We start from the raw sequence: 14545 nt of genomic DNA, 5'->3' as shown, positions 1-14545 counted from the left end.
CCCCTCGGTCCGGAGCAGGCCCTGGTGGGGCACGGGGGCCGTCACGTCCGTCACGTCCACGTCGTGGGCGGCCGGGGCCGTCGCGCGGAACGGCAGCCTGCGGAGCGCCTCCGCGCTACCGCTCGCCGCTCGCCGCGAGCGCGGCAATGAGGTCGCTCCGCGTCAGGATCTGGTAGCTCGGCGCCCCGTCGCCGGCCTCGCCCCGGACCAGCACGGCCCCGGCCGAGCCGTCGAGGTGGGCCGTGAGCCGGTCGAGCGGGAGCGCCGCGTCGACCACCGGGAGCGGCTCGGCCATGACCTCGGCGACGGCCTGGCCGCGGGCGTCGGGCGCCGCGATCAACCGGCTCAGGACGCCGCGCTCCGACAGCGAGCCGACGACCTCGTCGCCGTCCATGACCGGGACCTGGCTGATCCCGTGCGCCGTCATTGTCTCGATGGCCTGGGCCAGCGTCGACGCGGGGGCCACGGCGATCACGCCGTCGGTCCGGCCGCGCGCGGCCAGGACGCCCTCGGCCGTGAGCGACGGGGTGGCCTCCAAGAACCCGTTCCGGCGCATCCACTCGTCGTCGTAGGTCTTCGAGAGGTAGCGGAACCCGCTGTCGGGCAGGACCACGACGACCACGTCGTCCTCGGTCAGCCGGTCGCGGTGGGCGCCGAGCCAGTCGAGCGCGCCGGCGACGGCCATCCCGCAGCTCTGCCCGACGAACAGGCCCTCCTCGCGCGCCAGCCGCCGCGTCATCTGCATCGTCGTCTTGTCGTCGACCTGGACGTAGTCGTCGACGAGCGAGAAGTCCATGTTGCCCGCCAGGATGTCCTCGCCGACGCCCTCGGTCGCGTACGGGTAGATCTCGGACTCCTTGAACTCGCCCGTCCGCCAGTACTCGGCGTAGACGCTCCCGTAGGGGTCGACGCCGACGACCTGGACGTCGGGGTTCTTTTCTTTGAGGTAGCGGGCCGCGCCCGAGATCGTGCCGCCCGTGCCGGCGCCGGCGACGAGGTGGGTGATCCGGCCGTCGGTCTGGTCCCACAGCTCGGGCCCCGTCGTCCGGTAGTGGGCCTCGGCGTTGGCCGGGTGGTCGTACTGGTTGGGGTAGAACGCGCCCGGGATCTCGCGCGCGAGCCGGGCGGCGACCGAGTAGTAGCTCCTCACGTCGTCGGGGGCCACGTTCGTGGGGCAGACGACGACCTCGGCGCCGAACGCCCGGAGCACGTCGACCTTCTCGGGGCTCTGCTTGTCGGTCGTGGTGAAGATGCACCGGTAGCCCTTGGCGATGGCCGCGATGGCGAGGCCGGCGCCGGTGTTGCCGCTCGTCCCCTCGACGATCGTGCCGCCCGGTTTGAGGAGCCCCTTGGCCTCGGCGTCCTCGATCATGGCGACCCCGATCCGGTCCTTGACCGACCCGCCGGGGTTGAAAAACTCGACCTTGGCGAGCACGGTGCACGGGAAGTCCCGCCCCAGCGTCTGGAGCCGGACGAGCGGCGTGTTGCCGATCGTGTCGAGGATGGAGTCGGACCACATGGCGGGCAGTGGGATGGAGGGCTCGGAAGCTACACGACCGCCCGTGCGCTCTCGGTGAGGAAGGGCGAGAGGTTCAGGGCGACCGCGTGCTAGCCCCGGCCCCCCCGCTTTCCGGCCGGTCGCGGAGCCTGCCCAGAGCGGAGCCGAAGGGCTCCAGGCTCGGGAAGCTGGCTGCGCCGACGCTTCGCGGTGTCCCCCTTCGAGGGCAGGGCTGCTACGTTCTGCGAAACGAGTCAGAGTCCTAAACGGAATGGCCTTCATCCCCGCGCACGCGGGGATCCATAGGGGGCCGCTCGCGAGGCGCCGCTGCGTATGGATTCCCACGTGCGCGGGAATGACTCATCTTATTCCTGTAGTAGCCAGAGAACGTAGCAGCCCTGCCTCGAAGGGGGACAGCTCCTGCGGCACGGAGCGAAGCGGTGGGCGCTCGGACGGGGGCCCGGCCGGAGATCAGTGACGTGCGCTCGCCCTTGGGCTCGGGGTTCGCGTACTGCCTGGTCGTGCTCGTCGGATCTCTCGGCGTCGGCGGGCGACGTCGACGCTCGCCGTCGACGTCCGCGACGGCGCCCCACGCTTGCGACGGCGCTCCGTCCTCGCGAACCTTGACCCCGGACCGCGCAGCGAAGGCGCAGCCAACCCCGAACCCATTTACCTTCCGACATGGAGCCCGCCCCGTCCCTCCCCTACGTCGCCCCGGAGCTGCTGACGGCGCTGGCCGACGCCTCCGGGAAGCGCCTCGACTGCAACGAGGCGTGGCGCGAGGTGTTCGGCGACGAGGGCCTGTGGGGCCGGCTCCCGCCCGAGGACGCGCGGTTCGCCCACGAGCACGCCGTCGAGGCGTCGCGCGGCGGGTCGGTCACGAACGAGGTGTTCCTGATCGACCGGCCCGGCGGCGAGGAGCCGCTCCCGGTGCTCCTCCACTTCCACCCGGTCCGCCTGCCGGACGGCGAGTCGGGGCAGTACCCGGTCTCGATCCACGGCGAGGTCATGCGCGAGCCGGCGAGCTGGGCCGCCGAGCAGACGCGCCGCCGCCGGATGGAGATGCTCGGCCGGATGTCGATGGGGATCGCCCACGACTTCAACAACCTGCTCACGGCCGTCCTGGGCCACGCCGAGCTGCTCCGGTCGGACCTCCTCCACCTCCACGCCGAGCGCGAGGCCCAGGGCCACTTGCAGTCGCTCGAGCAGGCCGCCAGCGACGGGGCCTCGCTCGTCCGCAAGATCCAGCAGTACATCCGGAACGAGAAGGCCGAGCGGGCCGAGGCGGTCGCGCTCCACGTGATCGCCGAGGAGGTCCTGACGCTCACCCGGCCCTACTGGTACAACGAGCCCCGCCGCCGCGGCATCTCGATCCGGGTCGAGACCACGCTCCGCCCGGTCCCCTCCATCTTGGGCACGCCGACCGAGCTCCGCGAGGTGCTCGTCAACCTGGTCCTCAACGCCGTCCAGGCCATGCCGGCCGGCGGGACGCTCACGCTCACGACGGCCCGGCGCGACCGGGCGGCCATCGTTGAGATCGGTGACACGGGCGTGGGGATGACCGAGAGCGTCCGCCGGCGGGCCTTCGAGCCGCTGTTCACGACGAAGGGGACTGGCGGCTCGGGCATGGGCCTGACGATGAGCCAGGGGATCGTGCAGGAGCACAACGGGCGGATCGAGGTTGAGAGCGCGCCCGGGCGGGGGACCCTGTTCCGGCTCGTCTTCCCGTTCTCGACCGGGACGCCGGCCCCGGAGTCGAGCCGGCCGGCCGCCGCCCCGGCCACGGCCGCCGGCCTGCGCTTGTTGGTCGTCGACGACGAGCCGATGGTCCGGACGGTGACGTCGAAGCTCCTCCGCCTGCGCGGCCACGAGGTGACCGAGGTCGACGGCGGCCCGGCCGCCCTCCAGACGCTCACCGACGGGCTCGAGGTCGACGCCGTCGTGACGGACTTGTCGATGCCGGACATGAGCGGGCGCGAGCTGGCCGCCGCCCTCCGCCAGCGCTACCCGACCTTGCCCGTCCTGCTCCTGACCGGCGACACCGACGCCGAGGCCGACGGGGCGGACGTGGCCGCCGTCGTCAAGAAACCGTTCCAGCTCGACGTGCTCGACGCGACCGTCCGCGAGATCGCGGGGTAGGGACGGAGGACGGAGGACGGAGGACGCGAAGGTGGCCGTCGCCGAGGCCGGCCGCAAGCTCGGTGGCCGCGGGTTGCCCGGAACTTTTCCACGTCCCGCCCTCACGCCTCACGCCTCACGCCTCACGCCTCACGCCTCACGCCTCACGCCTCACGCCTCACGCCTCACGCCTCACGCCTCACGCCTCACGCCTCACGCCTCACGCCTCACCGCGCCAGCGCCGGGCCATCAGGCTGTCGCCGGCGTCGAGCTCGGGCTCGTCGGGCGGGGTGAGGTTGTAGAAGGCCACGAGCGCGTCGAACAGCTCGGCGTGGTGGCGACGCAAGCGGGCGGGCCGCTCGAAGAACTGCTCGGTCGCGACGGCGAACAGCTCGGCCGGGGCGCTGGCGGCGTAGCTCCGCAGGATGCCGTCGCCGCGCTGGGCCCGGCGCATCTCCTTCCGCATCAGCCCCACCCAGGCGTCGGCCGAGCGGGGGTCGAGGAACGCCGGGACGCCGTCGGCCTCCCAGCCGTCGAAGTCGAACACGTGGGCGAGCTCGTGGAGCACCACGTTGTGGCCGTCCTCGTAGGCCCACCCCTCCTCGACGGCCCGCGTCGAGAGCACGATGGGGCCCTGGCTGTGGACCATCCCGTCGTAGACGCCGGGCTCCTCGTCGCCGTAGGCCTCGTCGAACGTGTCCGGGACGAAGAGGACCGTCCGCTCGGTCGGGAGCTCCCAGTCGGGGTGGCCGTGGAGCAGGAGCGCGGCGCCGGCGGCGACGGACAAGCAGAGCGTGTCGGTCGGCTCGGCCCCGCCGGCGCCCTCGAACGTGAGCCCGTCCAAGGCGAACGCCACGTCGCGCTCGAACCGTCGGCGGCCGGCCCGGTCGAGCCCGCCGTACAGGCGGACGTGGTCGGCCAGCCACGCCCGGGCCGGCTCCGGCAGCGGGCGTCGGGCCACCCGCATCCGCCGCAGCGGCCGGCGCAGGGCCCACGCGACCACGGCCGCCCACACGACGGCCCCCGCGACCACGGCCGCCCCCGTTCCCGACCCCCGCCCGACGACCAGCCCCGCCAGCAGCGCCAGCAGCGCGCCGCCGAGCGCGGGGACGACGAGGTCGGAAGAGCGGACGGCGCGCACGTGACGAATCGGAGAACGAGGGGACACCCGGGACGGACCGTGAGTTTACCCTCTCCCCCACTCCGGCCGATGCCGGACCGACGGACCGCCCCCGTCCGTCCGCGCCCCCGCCGCCCCGACCGCCCCCGACATGCGCCCGCTCCACCTCGCCTCGGACGATCCTGAGCAGTCCATCCCGCTCCCGACGCCCGACGAGGAGCGCGAGATGCACGCGGCCGAGCTGCCCGAGACGCTCCCCATCCTGACCCTCCGCAACACGGTCCTCTACCCCGGCGTGGTCCTGCCGATCACGGTCGGGCGCGACGCGAGCCTCAAGCTGGTCAAGGACGCCTACGCCGGCGACCGGCTCGTCGGCGTCGTCGCCCAGAAGCGGGCCGAGGTCGAGACGCCCGGGCCCGACGACCTCTACCGGGTCGGCGCGGCGGCCACCATCCTGAAGCTCATCAAGATGCCCGACGGGTCGGTGAGCATCGTGATCCAGGGCAAGCGGCGGATCGAGATCGAGGCGTTCGACCAGCTCGACCCGTACCTCTCGGCCCGCATCCGACCCATCGAGGAGGACACGGGCGACGTGGACCCGGTCGAGATCGACGCCCGCGTCCGGTCCATCAAGGAGCTCGCGGTCCAGATCGTCAACCTGTCGCCGAACTTGCCGAGCGAGGCGGCCTACGCGATCCAGAACATCGAGAGCCCCGGGTTCCTCGTCCATTTTATCGCGTCGAACCTGCAGATCGACGTCGAGAAAAAGCAGAACCTCTTGGAGACGCGGCCCCTCCTGGACCGCTCCCAACTGGTGCTCGACTACCTGGAGCAGGAGGTCCGCGTGTTGGAGATCTCCGAGGAGATCCGGTCCAAGGTCAAGACCGACGTGGACCAGCAGCAGCGGGAGTTCTTCTTGCGCCAGCAGCTCAAGGCCATCCAGGACGAACTGGGCGAGACCGAGGGGTCGAGCCGCGACGCCGACGAGCTCCGCGACAAGCTGGCCGAGAAGCACGACGACCTGCCCGAGCCCGTCGTCGAGACGCTGGAGAAGGAGCTGACCAAGCTGGCGCGGACGAACCCCGCGAGCCCCGAGTACGGCGTCGTCCGCAACTACGCCGAGACGATCCTGGACCTGCCGTGGGGCCACACGTCCCAAGACAAGCTGGACATCGCCCGCGCTGAGGACGTCCTCAACGAGGACCACTACGGCCTCGACGACGTCAAAAAGCGGATTCTGGAGTACCTCGCCGTCCTGAAGCTGAAGGGCGACATGAAGGCGCCCATCCTGCTGTTCTACGGCCCGCCCGGCGTCGGCAAGACGTCGCTGGGCAAGAGCATCGCGCGGTCGCTGGGCCGCGAGTTCCACCGGATCTCGCTGGGCGGCGTCCGCGACGAGGCCGAGATCCGGGGCCACCGGCGGACCTACATCGGCGCGCTCCCGGGCCGGATCATCCAGGGCTTGAAGCGGGCTGGGACGTCGAACCCGGTGTTCATGCTGGACGAGGTGGACAAGCTCGGGACCGACTTCCGGGGCGACCCGGCCTCGGCGCTGTTGGAAGTCCTGGACCCGGAGCAGAACGACTCGTTCAACGACCACTATTTGGAGTTGGACTACGACCTGTCGAAGGTCCTCTTTATCGCGACGGCCAACTACCTCGAAACGATCCCGGCCCCGCTCCGCGACCGGATGGAGATCATCGAGATCACCGGCTACACGCCGTCGGAGAAGCTGGCGATCGCGAAGCAGTACCTCGTCCCGCGCCAGTGCGAGCGGAACGGGCTCCGGGAGGACCAGTTCTCGATCTCCGACGACGCGCTCCTGCTCCTGATCGAGGGCTACACGCGCGAGTCCGGCGTGCGGCAATTGGAGCGGACCATCGGGTCGGTCGTCCGCGGCGTGGCCAAGACCGTTGCCCTGGGCGAGGCCGAGCGCGGCGACGTCACGGCCGACGACGTGCCGGGCTTCCTGGGCGGCCGCAAGTTCTTCAACGACGTCGCCGAGCGGACCGAGGTCCCGGGCGTGGCGACGGGACTCGCGTGGACGCCGGTCGGCGGCGACATCCTGTTTATCGAGGCGTCGGTCAGCCGCGGCACCGGCAAGATGACGCTGACGGGCAAGCTGGGCGACGTGATGCGCGAGAGCGCCCAGGCGGCCCAGTCGTGGGTCCGCGCCCAGGCCGACGACCTCGGCATCCCCGCCGACGCCTTCCGCTACTGGGACTTGCACGTCCACGTCCCGGCCGGGGCCATCCCGAAGGACGGCCCGAGCGCGGGCGTGGCCATGACGGCGGCCCTCGCAAGCATCTACACGAGGCGGCGCGTCCGCCACGACGTGGCCATGACGGGCGAAATCACGCTGCGCGGGCTGGTGCTCCCGGTCGGCGGGATCAAAGAGAAGGTGCTGGCCGCGCGCCGCGCCGGCATCTCGTGCGTCGTGCTGCCGGAGAAGAACCGGAAGGACGTCGACGAGATCAAGGACGAGGCGGTCGAGGGCCTCGACGTCCACTACGTCAAGCGGATTCCCGAGGCGCTCGAGATCCTCCTCGAGCCCGAGCCGGCCGAGGACCCCGTCGCCCTGTTCACGGTCCCGGACCGCGAGAAGCGGCTGGCAGGCCCGGCGAGTGACGGCGGCCCGGTCGTCGTCTCGAACGGCGACGCCGAGGCGCCGACGCCCGAGGAGCCGGTGATGAACCGCGAGGCGCCCTCGTAGCGGCGACCCGCCGGATCGCCCTTACCGACCTCCGAGGTCGGCGGCCGGGTGCCGCCACCCCGCCGCGGCGCCGAGCACGCCCGCCAGCGCGACCATGCCCGGCGCCAAGAGCGGGTTGCCTCCGCTCAGCCCCTCCCACGTCGCCGCCGCCAGCCCGAGGTCCGGCTCGATCTCGAGCGCGAACGCGGCGTTCCCCTTGACGTGGAGGACCACCCCGAGCACGCTCCCGGCCACCGCCAGCCCGCCCGCGACCCACAACGCGCGAACGGACTGCGAACCCGGCGCTCGCGCCACCCACGCGACCGCCGCCAGCCCGACCGCGATCAGCCCGAACGGGGCGAGCTGCCAGACGTCCTCGTAGTGCTCGACCAGCAGCAGCTCGACGGCCGCCGCGAGGTAGGTCACGGCGGCCGTCGCGAGCAGGAACCGTCGGAGCTGACGCTCGACCGAGACCGTCATCAGCGGTCGAGGTAGACCCGGGCGGCCTGGGCGTCGCCGCCGGTCGCGTCGGCGAGGGCGGCGAGGAAGGCGTCGTCGTCGGCATACGGCCGGCCAGAGACCAAGGCCTCGGCGACCGCCGCGTCGACACCGGGGAGCTGCTGGAGCGTGGCCGCGTCGCTCTCGTTCGGGTCGACCGGGACGAACACGGAGCGCTCGTACTCGGCCACCTGCTCCTCATCGACGTACTTGCCGATCTCGCGGCGGAACTGCTCGATGCTGGCGTACGGCCGGTACTCGTCGAACTCGTGGGCCATCCGGTCGCCGACGCCCGGGATCGCCTTGAACTCGTCTTCGGTCGCCGTGTTGAGGTTGATGGGCGTCGATGCCGCGGCGGGCCCGGGATCGACCGGAGCTGGGTCGACGGCCCGCTCGACGGCTCCAGCGTCGATCTCAGGGTCGGAGCCGTCGTCGGCCTGACAGGCGGCGAGGGTCAGGACGAGGGCGGCGAGCAACAGGCGAGGCATGGGCGTGCGGGGGGTGAGGACCGGAAGCTACCGAGCGCGCTGAATGCACGAGGGCCCAGGCCGCGTGCCGGCCCGGGCCCTTCCGACCCTCACGGTTTACCGGACCCCCTCGGCCGTCCGGCTCGCGCGCCCCGCCCAATCCGCCGTCCCGCCCAAACGCGACGGGAGCCCTGGCCTCCTCCAGCCAGGGCTCCCGTAGGTGACGACTGCGCATACTCTGCGCGCCCCTAACGTACGGCACGCGAGGGCGAGGAGCACGACTTCGCCGGACAAAATATCGACGGGTCCCCGTCCGGCCGGCCGCAGAGAGGGTCCGTTTGTCGGCCGGCGGAGATCACCGCGTCTCCGCAGCCGGCCCGGACCCCGTGCCTCGCGGGGCGGTTCTCTCCTCTCCCGCCCTGTCCCCATGATTGACGTCCGGCCGTACGTCGGCCGCTCCCCGCTGGCCCTCGTCCGGGCGTTCTGGCGAGACCTCCGGAGCGGCATCGCCGAGATGGACGCCGTGGGCGGCGACCTGGTGATCGCGTCGGCGCCCGTGCTGCCGCCGGTCGTGCTGGTCCGCCACCCCGACCTGCTCCGCGAGCTGTTGGTCGACCGCAACGCCGACGTGACCAAGGCGCGGGGCCTGCGGCTCGCGCGCCGGATCCTGGGCGACGGGCTCTTGACGAGCGAGCCGCCCGTCCACACGCGCCAGCGGCGGCTGGTGTTGCCGGCATTCCACCACGGGCGCCTGCGCCAGTACGCGCGCCAGATGGTGGAGCTGACGGAGGCCGAGGCGGATCGGTGGGCCGAGGGCATCCCGTTCGACGGGGCCGCGGCCATGAGCCGGTTAGCGCTCGCCATCGCCGGCCGGACCCTGTTCGGCGCCGACGTCCTGTCCGACGCCAACCGCGTGGGCCGGGCCGTCCACGACGCGATGCGGGCCTTCGACGGGGCCCAGTTCCCCTTCGCCGACAAGCTCATGTGGCTCCCGACCCGAGCCAACCGGACGGCGAACCGGGCCCGCGCCACGCTCGACGCCGTCGTCTACGGGCTCATCGCCGACCGCCACGCCGCGCCGGCCGACGCCGACGACCTGCTGGGGATGCTGCTCGACGCGCGCGACGAGGAGACGGGCGACGCGATGACCGACCTCGAGGTCCGCGACGAGGCGATGACGCTGCTTCTGGCCGGCCACGAGACGACGGCCGCCGCGCTCGCGTGGACGTGGCTCCTTCTGGCCCAGAACCCCCACGCCGAGGCCCGGCTCTGGGCCGAGGTCGACGCGCTCGACGGGCCGCCGTCGTTCGACGTGCTGGACCGGCTCCTCGTCACGCGGGCCACCTTTGCCGAGGCCATGCGGTTGTACCCGCCGGCCTGGGCCGTCGGCCGCGAGGCGGCGCGCGACACGTCGCTGGGCGGCCACCCGATCCCCCGACGGGCGACGATCCTGTTCGCGCCGCTCCACCTCCACCGCGACGCGCGTTTCTGGGACGAGCCCCTGGCGTTCCGGCCCGAGCGGTTCGCGCCTGAGGCCCGGTCGGGCCGTCACAAGTTCGCCTACCTCCCGTTCAGCGCCGGCCGCCGAGGCTGCATCGGCGAGCAGTTCGCCTGGGTCGAGGGGACACTCGTGCTGGCGACCCTCGCCCGGCGCTGGCGGTTGGCGCTGGCTGGCCCGCCGCCCCACCCGCACGGGTCGGTCACGCTGCGCCCGGCGGGCCAGCTGAGGCTCGTCCCGACAGCGCGCTGACGGTTTCGGCGCGGGGCGTGGCACAAAGGTGTCACCCCCCGTCCCCCACCTTCCGGCATCCCCCCGCCCCCCCGCCGATGCCGACCCGCCCGCCCCTCGCCGACACGCTCCCCTTCGCGGCCGACTTCGTCATCGAGGTGCTGGCCGCGTCGTCGCGGGCCCCGTTCGGCCAGCTCTCGTGGGTCGAGATCAACCGGCTCGCCGCCCGGTGGCTCCGGCCGACGGAGGGCGAGACCGACACGTCGCGGCTCGGCCACGCCGTCGTGATCGAGATGTCGGCGCACGGGCTCCTCGACGTCGAGATGACGACAGCGTCGGACGGCCGGCTGATGGTCCAGTGCGTGGCCCACCCGCGTTTTGCCGGCGTCCAGGCCGCCCGCGCACTCGCCGCCTAGCGCCCGGCGTCGGGCGGACATCCGCCCCGCGCGCCGACGGCCTTCGTCAGCGCGTTGACGGCAGTGAAGTACACCTCGCGCGCCAGAAACGGCGCCTTCGACCGGACGCTCCGGTAGCGCGTCGTCGGCGTCGGCGCGGGCGCGGCGTCGAACCCGAGGTCGCGGGCCATCCCGACGGCCCGCCGCAGGTGGTACGGGTCGCTCACGAGCAGCACCGACTGGCCCGCCCCGCCGAGCGTGTCGCGCAAGCACGCCAGGTTCTGCCACGTCGTGCGGGACCGGTCTTCGACGCGGACGTCCGTGGAATCGACGCCGGCCGCGAGCACGGCCGCACGGCCGACCGACGCCTCGGTCCGGTCCCCGTCTCGAGACCCGCCCGTCAGCCACACCTCGCCGACGCGGCCCGAGCGGTAGAGGGCGACGGCGTGGTCGAGCCGCGCCTGGAACACGGGCGACGGCCGGTCGCCCCAGACGGCCGCCCCCAGCACGACGGCCGCGTCGGCACGGTCCCCGTGATGCTGACCGAACCGGATGATCGAGAGCGCGATCAGCGCGGCTCCGAGCACGACCGCGGCGGCGAGCCCGGCGACGCGCCTACGCCTCAATCGAACGGCTCGTCGGACTCGTCGAGCACGCGGGCGTCGCTCACGTTCGGGTCGAGCTCGCGCTCGAACGCCTGCTTCGCGTCGACGGCCACCGACGCCGCCCGGTCCAGCCCCTTGTCGATGGCGGTCGCCAGCAGCCGGACGGCGCCTCCGCCCAGGAGGCCGACCCGCTCCAGCAGGCCGGCCCGTTCGAACCGCTCGGGCCACGACTCGCTCATCCCTCGTCGTCAGCCGGCGGGCGCCGCGTGGGCGGCTTGGGCTTGCCGGCCGTCTTCTTGGGCGTCGTCGGCGGCTTTTTACGAGTTGCCTTCGGCGCGGGCTTGCTCGCGGGCGGCGGGGCGGGCGGCGGTGGCGGCGGGGCGCCGACGTCCTGGGGCTCCCACGTCCGGAACCACGAGTCGATGTCGAGGTCGTCGAGGACGGAGGCCGCGCGGCGGCCAGTTTCGGAGAGCGCCTGGCCGAGGGTCTCGAACGTGGCCTCCAAGACGAAGGCAGCTTTCTCGGACGTGCCGAGGTCGGCGAAGGCGTCGCGGACGTCGTCGAAGGGGTCGGGCGTGGACTTGGCGGTGGCCATGGGTCGGGAGGCTGGTGCGGAGCGGGGCACGAATCCGAGGCTCGGAGCCTGTCCCCGCCGCCTGCGTTGGACGAGACCTCCCCCCCAGAGTTTCACCCGTGACCGACGCCGCCGAACCAAGTCCCGCCCCCGTCCGCGGGCTCGTCATCCGCTCGACCGGGAGCTGGTACGACGTCCGCACGGACGACGGCGAGACGGTCCGCGCGCGCCTCCGGGGCCGGTTCCGGCTCGACGCCATCGAGATCGACGAGACGAACCCGCTGGCCGTCGGCGACCGCGTGGTCCTGACGATGGGCGACGACGAGGCGGGCATGATCACGGCCATCGAGCCACGCGAGAACCAGCTCAGCCGCCGCGCGCCGGGCAAGCGCGGGGCCGTGCGCGAGCACGTCATCGTGGCCAACGTGGACCGCGCGTGGTGCGTCCAGTCGACGTTCGGGCCGAAGGTGAACCCCGGCTTCGTAGACCGCTTCCTGGTGGCCGCCGAGACGCGCCACATCCCGGCCGGGCTCGTCCTCAACAAGGCCGACCTGCTCGAAGGCAACGAGCGGGCCCAGGAGGCGATGGCGTTCTGGCAGGAGCTGTACGAGGGGCTCGGCTACCCCGTGTTGCTCACGAGCGTCGTCACGGGCCGCGGGCTCGAGGCGTTCCGCGCGGCCCTCGCCGACGCCGTCAGCGTGGTGTCCGGGCCGTCGGGCGTGGGCAAGTCGAGTTTGCTGAACGCCATCGAGCCCGGCCTCGGGCTGCGGACGTCGGAGATCGGCGAGAAGACGCAGAAGGGGCGCCACACGACGACGTTCGCGACGCTCCACCAGGCCGGCGGCGGCTGGGTCGCCGACACGCCCGGCATCCGCGAGTTCGGCCTGTGGGACATGGCGCCCCAGGAGCTCGGCGGCTACTTCGTCGAGTTCCAGCCGTTCCTCCCCGACTGCCGGTTCCCCGACTGCACGCACGCCCACGAGCCCGGCTGCGCCGTCCAGGCCGCCGTCGACGAGGACGAGATCACGCCCGAGCGCTACGGGAGCTACCTCGCCATGCTGGAGACGGTCGAAGAATCGCACCGGCTTTCGACGGAGGCCCGCTGGCGGACGCTCGGCCGGCCCGACGACCCCGACGAGCCGGTCGAGGAGATCGAATAGGCCACCGGGCTGTCAGTACGCCGCCGTAAAGCTGGCCTGGAACAGGCGCGACGGAGTCGCCGCCGTCACCACGTCGCGGACGCTCGCGCTCGCGCCGTCGAGTTGACCGACCCACGCCGCGAACCGGGACTGGAGCACGATGGGGGTCGTCCGGGCTCGCCGCTCCCGGGCGAACGCCGCCAGCGCGGACGGCGCGTCCGCCGCCCCGTCGAGGTGCCGGGCCAGACCTACTGCGTCTTCGAGCGCCTGGGCGCCCCCCTGCCCCAGGTCCGGCGTCATCCCGTGCGCCGCGTCGCCGACCACGACGACCGGGCCCGCCGCGGACCGACCGCGTGCCGGGCGGTCGTAGACGTCGTGCCGCGTCACGCTCGAAGCTGGCGTGGCGCCGATGATCTCGTCGATGCCGGCGTGCCACCCGGCGACGACCGCGCGGGCCTCCGCCCGTTCGTCGGCCGCCCGCTCGCCCGCCGGGCGCGACGCGCAGACGTACCAGTAGACGTCGCCGTCGCCCAAGCGGAAGAGTCCGAACCGACGTCCTCTCCCCCACACCTCGCAGGCGTCCGAGGCCGGCCACCCCGACGGCGCGGGGCCGATCCCGCGCCAGACCGTGTAGCCACGGTAGCGGGGCTCGACGCGGCCGAGGAGCGTGTCGCGGACGCGGGACCGCAGCCCGTCGGCCCCCACGAGCACGTCGGCGCGGGCGCTCGCGCCGTTCTCGAACGAGACCTCGACGCCATCGGGACGAACCTCGGCATGAGCAAAGGCGTGGTCTAGGCGGACCGCATCCGAGCCGAGGGCGTCCGCGAGTGCGGCCAGAAGATCGGGGCGGCGGACGCACAGCGAGGGCGCGTCGGGCCGCGCGGTCGAGAACCGGACGAGGCGCCGCCCGTCGGGCCGCAGGATCTCGACCGACGCCGCCCGGCCGGCCCGTGCCTCGACGGCCCCGAGCACGCCGAGCGCCGCCAGCGCCCGCGTCCCGTTCGGCCACAGCACGATGCCAGCCCCGACCTCGCGGAGCGCGTCGGCCCGCTCGTAGACCGTCGCCTCGACGCCCCGCTGGCGGAGCGCGAGCGCCGTCGCCAGCCCCCCGATCCCCCCGCCGACGACGGCGACGCGCGGAGTGGGGACGGTCAACCGGCCAGCTCGCGACGGACCGTCTGCCGGACCGAGTCCTGGAACAGGACCCCCAGCCCCAGGCCCGACACGCGCCCGATGAGCGTCGCGCTGACGCCGCGGTCGCCCTCCGGCCCCGACCGGGCCTGCCGGAAGGCGTCCCAGCTGTCATAGCCGGCCTCCTCGATAAACGACCGGACGTAGTCCCTCGGCAGACCGGCCGACACGAGCAGGTCCTCGTACCGCTGGTAGTCGTCGGACGAGGCCGCTCCGGCCTCGATCCGCTCCATCAGGGCCCTGATCTCTTCTCGGGGGATAGGGTTACTCATCGGTCGGGGGTGCGTCGGGTGGGGGGAGCAAGAGCGGCGGGGATCGTTCGTACGCTCCGAGCGCTCCTTGCACGCGGGCGACATCGATCTCGAACGCCCGGAGGCGAAGGTCGAGATCCCGGACGTCCCGTTCAAGAACGTCGAGCCGGTGGTTCGCCGTCTGCCGGTCGGCTTCGAGCGCACGGAGGCGCCCGTCGAGCGGGGCCACCTTCTCGTCGAAGATCGTCAACGCGACCCGCTGGATCAG

The 14545-nt window shown here is 72.9% G+C and carries 15 protein-coding genes; 5 read left to right on the top strand and 10 right to left on the bottom strand.

Features of this window, described 5'->3' with window-relative positions:
- Window positions 1-115: 115 nt before the first annotated feature.
- Window positions 116-1519, bottom strand: coding sequence for a pyridoxal-phosphate dependent enzyme (locus tag ACOOHE_RS06865; protein ID WP_420457064.1), 1404 nt, complete (start codon window positions 1517-1519; stop codon window positions 116-118).
- Between the two features lie 660 nt (window positions 1520-2179).
- Here ACOOHE_RS06865 and ACOOHE_RS06860 point away from each other — a divergent pair.
- Entirely contained in the window at window positions 2180-3637 is a 1458-nt protein-coding gene (locus tag ACOOHE_RS06860; RefSeq protein WP_420457063.1) for a hybrid sensor histidine kinase/response regulator, read from the top strand.
- A 199-nt stretch (window positions 3638-3836) separates the two neighbouring features.
- On the opposite strand, the gene ACOOHE_RS06855 is transcribed toward ACOOHE_RS06860, so the two are convergent.
- A complete protein-coding gene (locus ACOOHE_RS06855) occupies window positions 3837-4757 on the bottom strand; it encodes a M90 family metallopeptidase (protein ID WP_420457062.1) in 921 nt (306 codons plus the stop codon).
- Between the two features lie 130 nt (window positions 4758-4887).
- On the opposite strand from ACOOHE_RS06855, the gene lon reads away from it, so the two are divergent.
- Window positions 4888-7449, top strand: a complete 2562-nt coding sequence (lon, locus tag ACOOHE_RS06850) for an endopeptidase La (protein WP_420457061.1) — start codon at window positions 4888-4890, stop codon at window positions 7447-7449.
- Between the two features lie 21 nt (window positions 7450-7470).
- Here the strand turns inward: lon and ACOOHE_RS06845 are convergent, their stop codons facing one another.
- The gene (locus tag ACOOHE_RS06845; RefSeq protein WP_420457060.1) at window positions 7471-7908 is read right to left on the bottom strand and encodes a hypothetical protein; all 438 of its coding nucleotides are present in this window, start codon (window positions 7906-7908) and stop codon (window positions 7471-7473) included.
- Complete coding sequence (locus ACOOHE_RS06840; protein WP_420457059.1) at window positions 7908-8414, bottom strand: helix-hairpin-helix domain-containing protein; 507 nt, start codon at window positions 8412-8414, stop codon at window positions 7908-7910. The genes ACOOHE_RS06845 and ACOOHE_RS06840 overlap by 1 nt, the downstream gene beginning before the upstream one ends.
- 406 nt (window positions 8415-8820) lie before the next feature.
- On the opposite strand from ACOOHE_RS06840, the gene ACOOHE_RS06835 reads away from it, so the two are divergent.
- Together ACOOHE_RS06835 and ACOOHE_RS06830 are read left to right on the top strand one after the other, a co-directional pair.
- Complete coding sequence (locus ACOOHE_RS06835) at window positions 8821-10143, top strand: cytochrome P450 (RefSeq protein WP_420457058.1); 1323 nt, start codon at window positions 8821-8823, stop codon at window positions 10141-10143.
- A 77-nt stretch (window positions 10144-10220) separates the two neighbouring features.
- On the top strand, window positions 10221-10538 hold the full coding sequence (locus ACOOHE_RS06830; RefSeq protein WP_420457057.1) for a hypothetical protein: 318 nt from the start codon (window positions 10221-10223) through the stop codon (window positions 10536-10538).
- Here the strand turns inward: ACOOHE_RS06830 and ACOOHE_RS06825 are convergent.
- From ACOOHE_RS06825 to ACOOHE_RS06815, 3 genes are read right to left on the bottom strand one after another with little or no spacing between them, the layout of a single operon-like run.
- Entirely contained in the window at window positions 10535-11143 is a 609-nt protein-coding gene (locus tag ACOOHE_RS06825) for a YdcF family protein (protein ID WP_420457056.1), read from the bottom strand. The two genes, ACOOHE_RS06830 and ACOOHE_RS06825, sit on opposite strands and share 4 nt — an antisense overlap.
- Entirely contained in the window at window positions 11140-11361 is a 222-nt protein-coding gene (locus tag ACOOHE_RS06820) for a hypothetical protein (RefSeq protein WP_420457055.1), read from the bottom strand. Before ACOOHE_RS06820 ends, ACOOHE_RS06825 begins: the two co-directional genes overlap by 4 nt.
- Window positions 11358-11717, bottom strand: coding sequence for a hypothetical protein (locus ACOOHE_RS06815; RefSeq protein ID WP_420457054.1), 360 nt, complete (start codon window positions 11715-11717; stop codon window positions 11358-11360). The genes ACOOHE_RS06820 and ACOOHE_RS06815 overlap by 4 nt, the downstream gene beginning before the upstream one ends.
- Before the next feature lie 98 nt (window positions 11718-11815).
- Between ACOOHE_RS06815 and rsgA the strand changes: the two genes are divergently transcribed.
- On the top strand, window positions 11816-12856 hold the full coding sequence (gene rsgA / locus ACOOHE_RS06810) for a ribosome small subunit-dependent GTPase A (RefSeq protein WP_420457053.1): 1041 nt from the start codon (window positions 11816-11818) through the stop codon (window positions 12854-12856).
- Between the two features lie 12 nt (window positions 12857-12868).
- On the opposite strand, the gene ACOOHE_RS06805 is transcribed toward rsgA, so the two are convergent.
- The 3 genes from ACOOHE_RS06805 to ACOOHE_RS06795 are packed head-to-tail and all read right to left on the bottom strand — an operon-like array spanning window position 12869 to window position 14527.
- Window positions 12869-13990, bottom strand: a complete 1122-nt coding sequence (locus ACOOHE_RS06805; RefSeq protein WP_420457052.1) for an FAD-dependent monooxygenase — start codon at window positions 13988-13990, stop codon at window positions 12869-12871.
- Window positions 13987-14298 carry a hypothetical protein gene (locus ACOOHE_RS06800; protein ID WP_420457051.1) on the bottom strand — a complete coding sequence of 104 codons (312 nt, stop codon included), beginning with the start codon at window positions 14296-14298 and terminating at the stop codon, window positions 13987-13989. Before ACOOHE_RS06800 ends, ACOOHE_RS06805 begins: the two co-directional genes overlap by 4 nt.
- The gene (locus ACOOHE_RS06795) at window positions 14291-14527 is read right to left on the bottom strand and encodes a hypothetical protein (RefSeq protein WP_420457050.1); all 237 of its coding nucleotides are present in this window, start codon (window positions 14525-14527) and stop codon (window positions 14291-14293) included. Before ACOOHE_RS06795 ends, ACOOHE_RS06800 begins: the two co-directional genes overlap by 8 nt.
- Window positions 14528-14545 lie beyond the last annotated feature (18 nt).

Source organism: Rubrivirga sp., from assembly GCF_965213695.1.
Classification (GTDB): Bacteria; Bacteroidota; Rhodothermia; order Rhodothermales; family Rubricoccaceae; genus Rubrivirga.
This window is presented reverse-complemented; position numbering and strand designations above follow the sequence as displayed.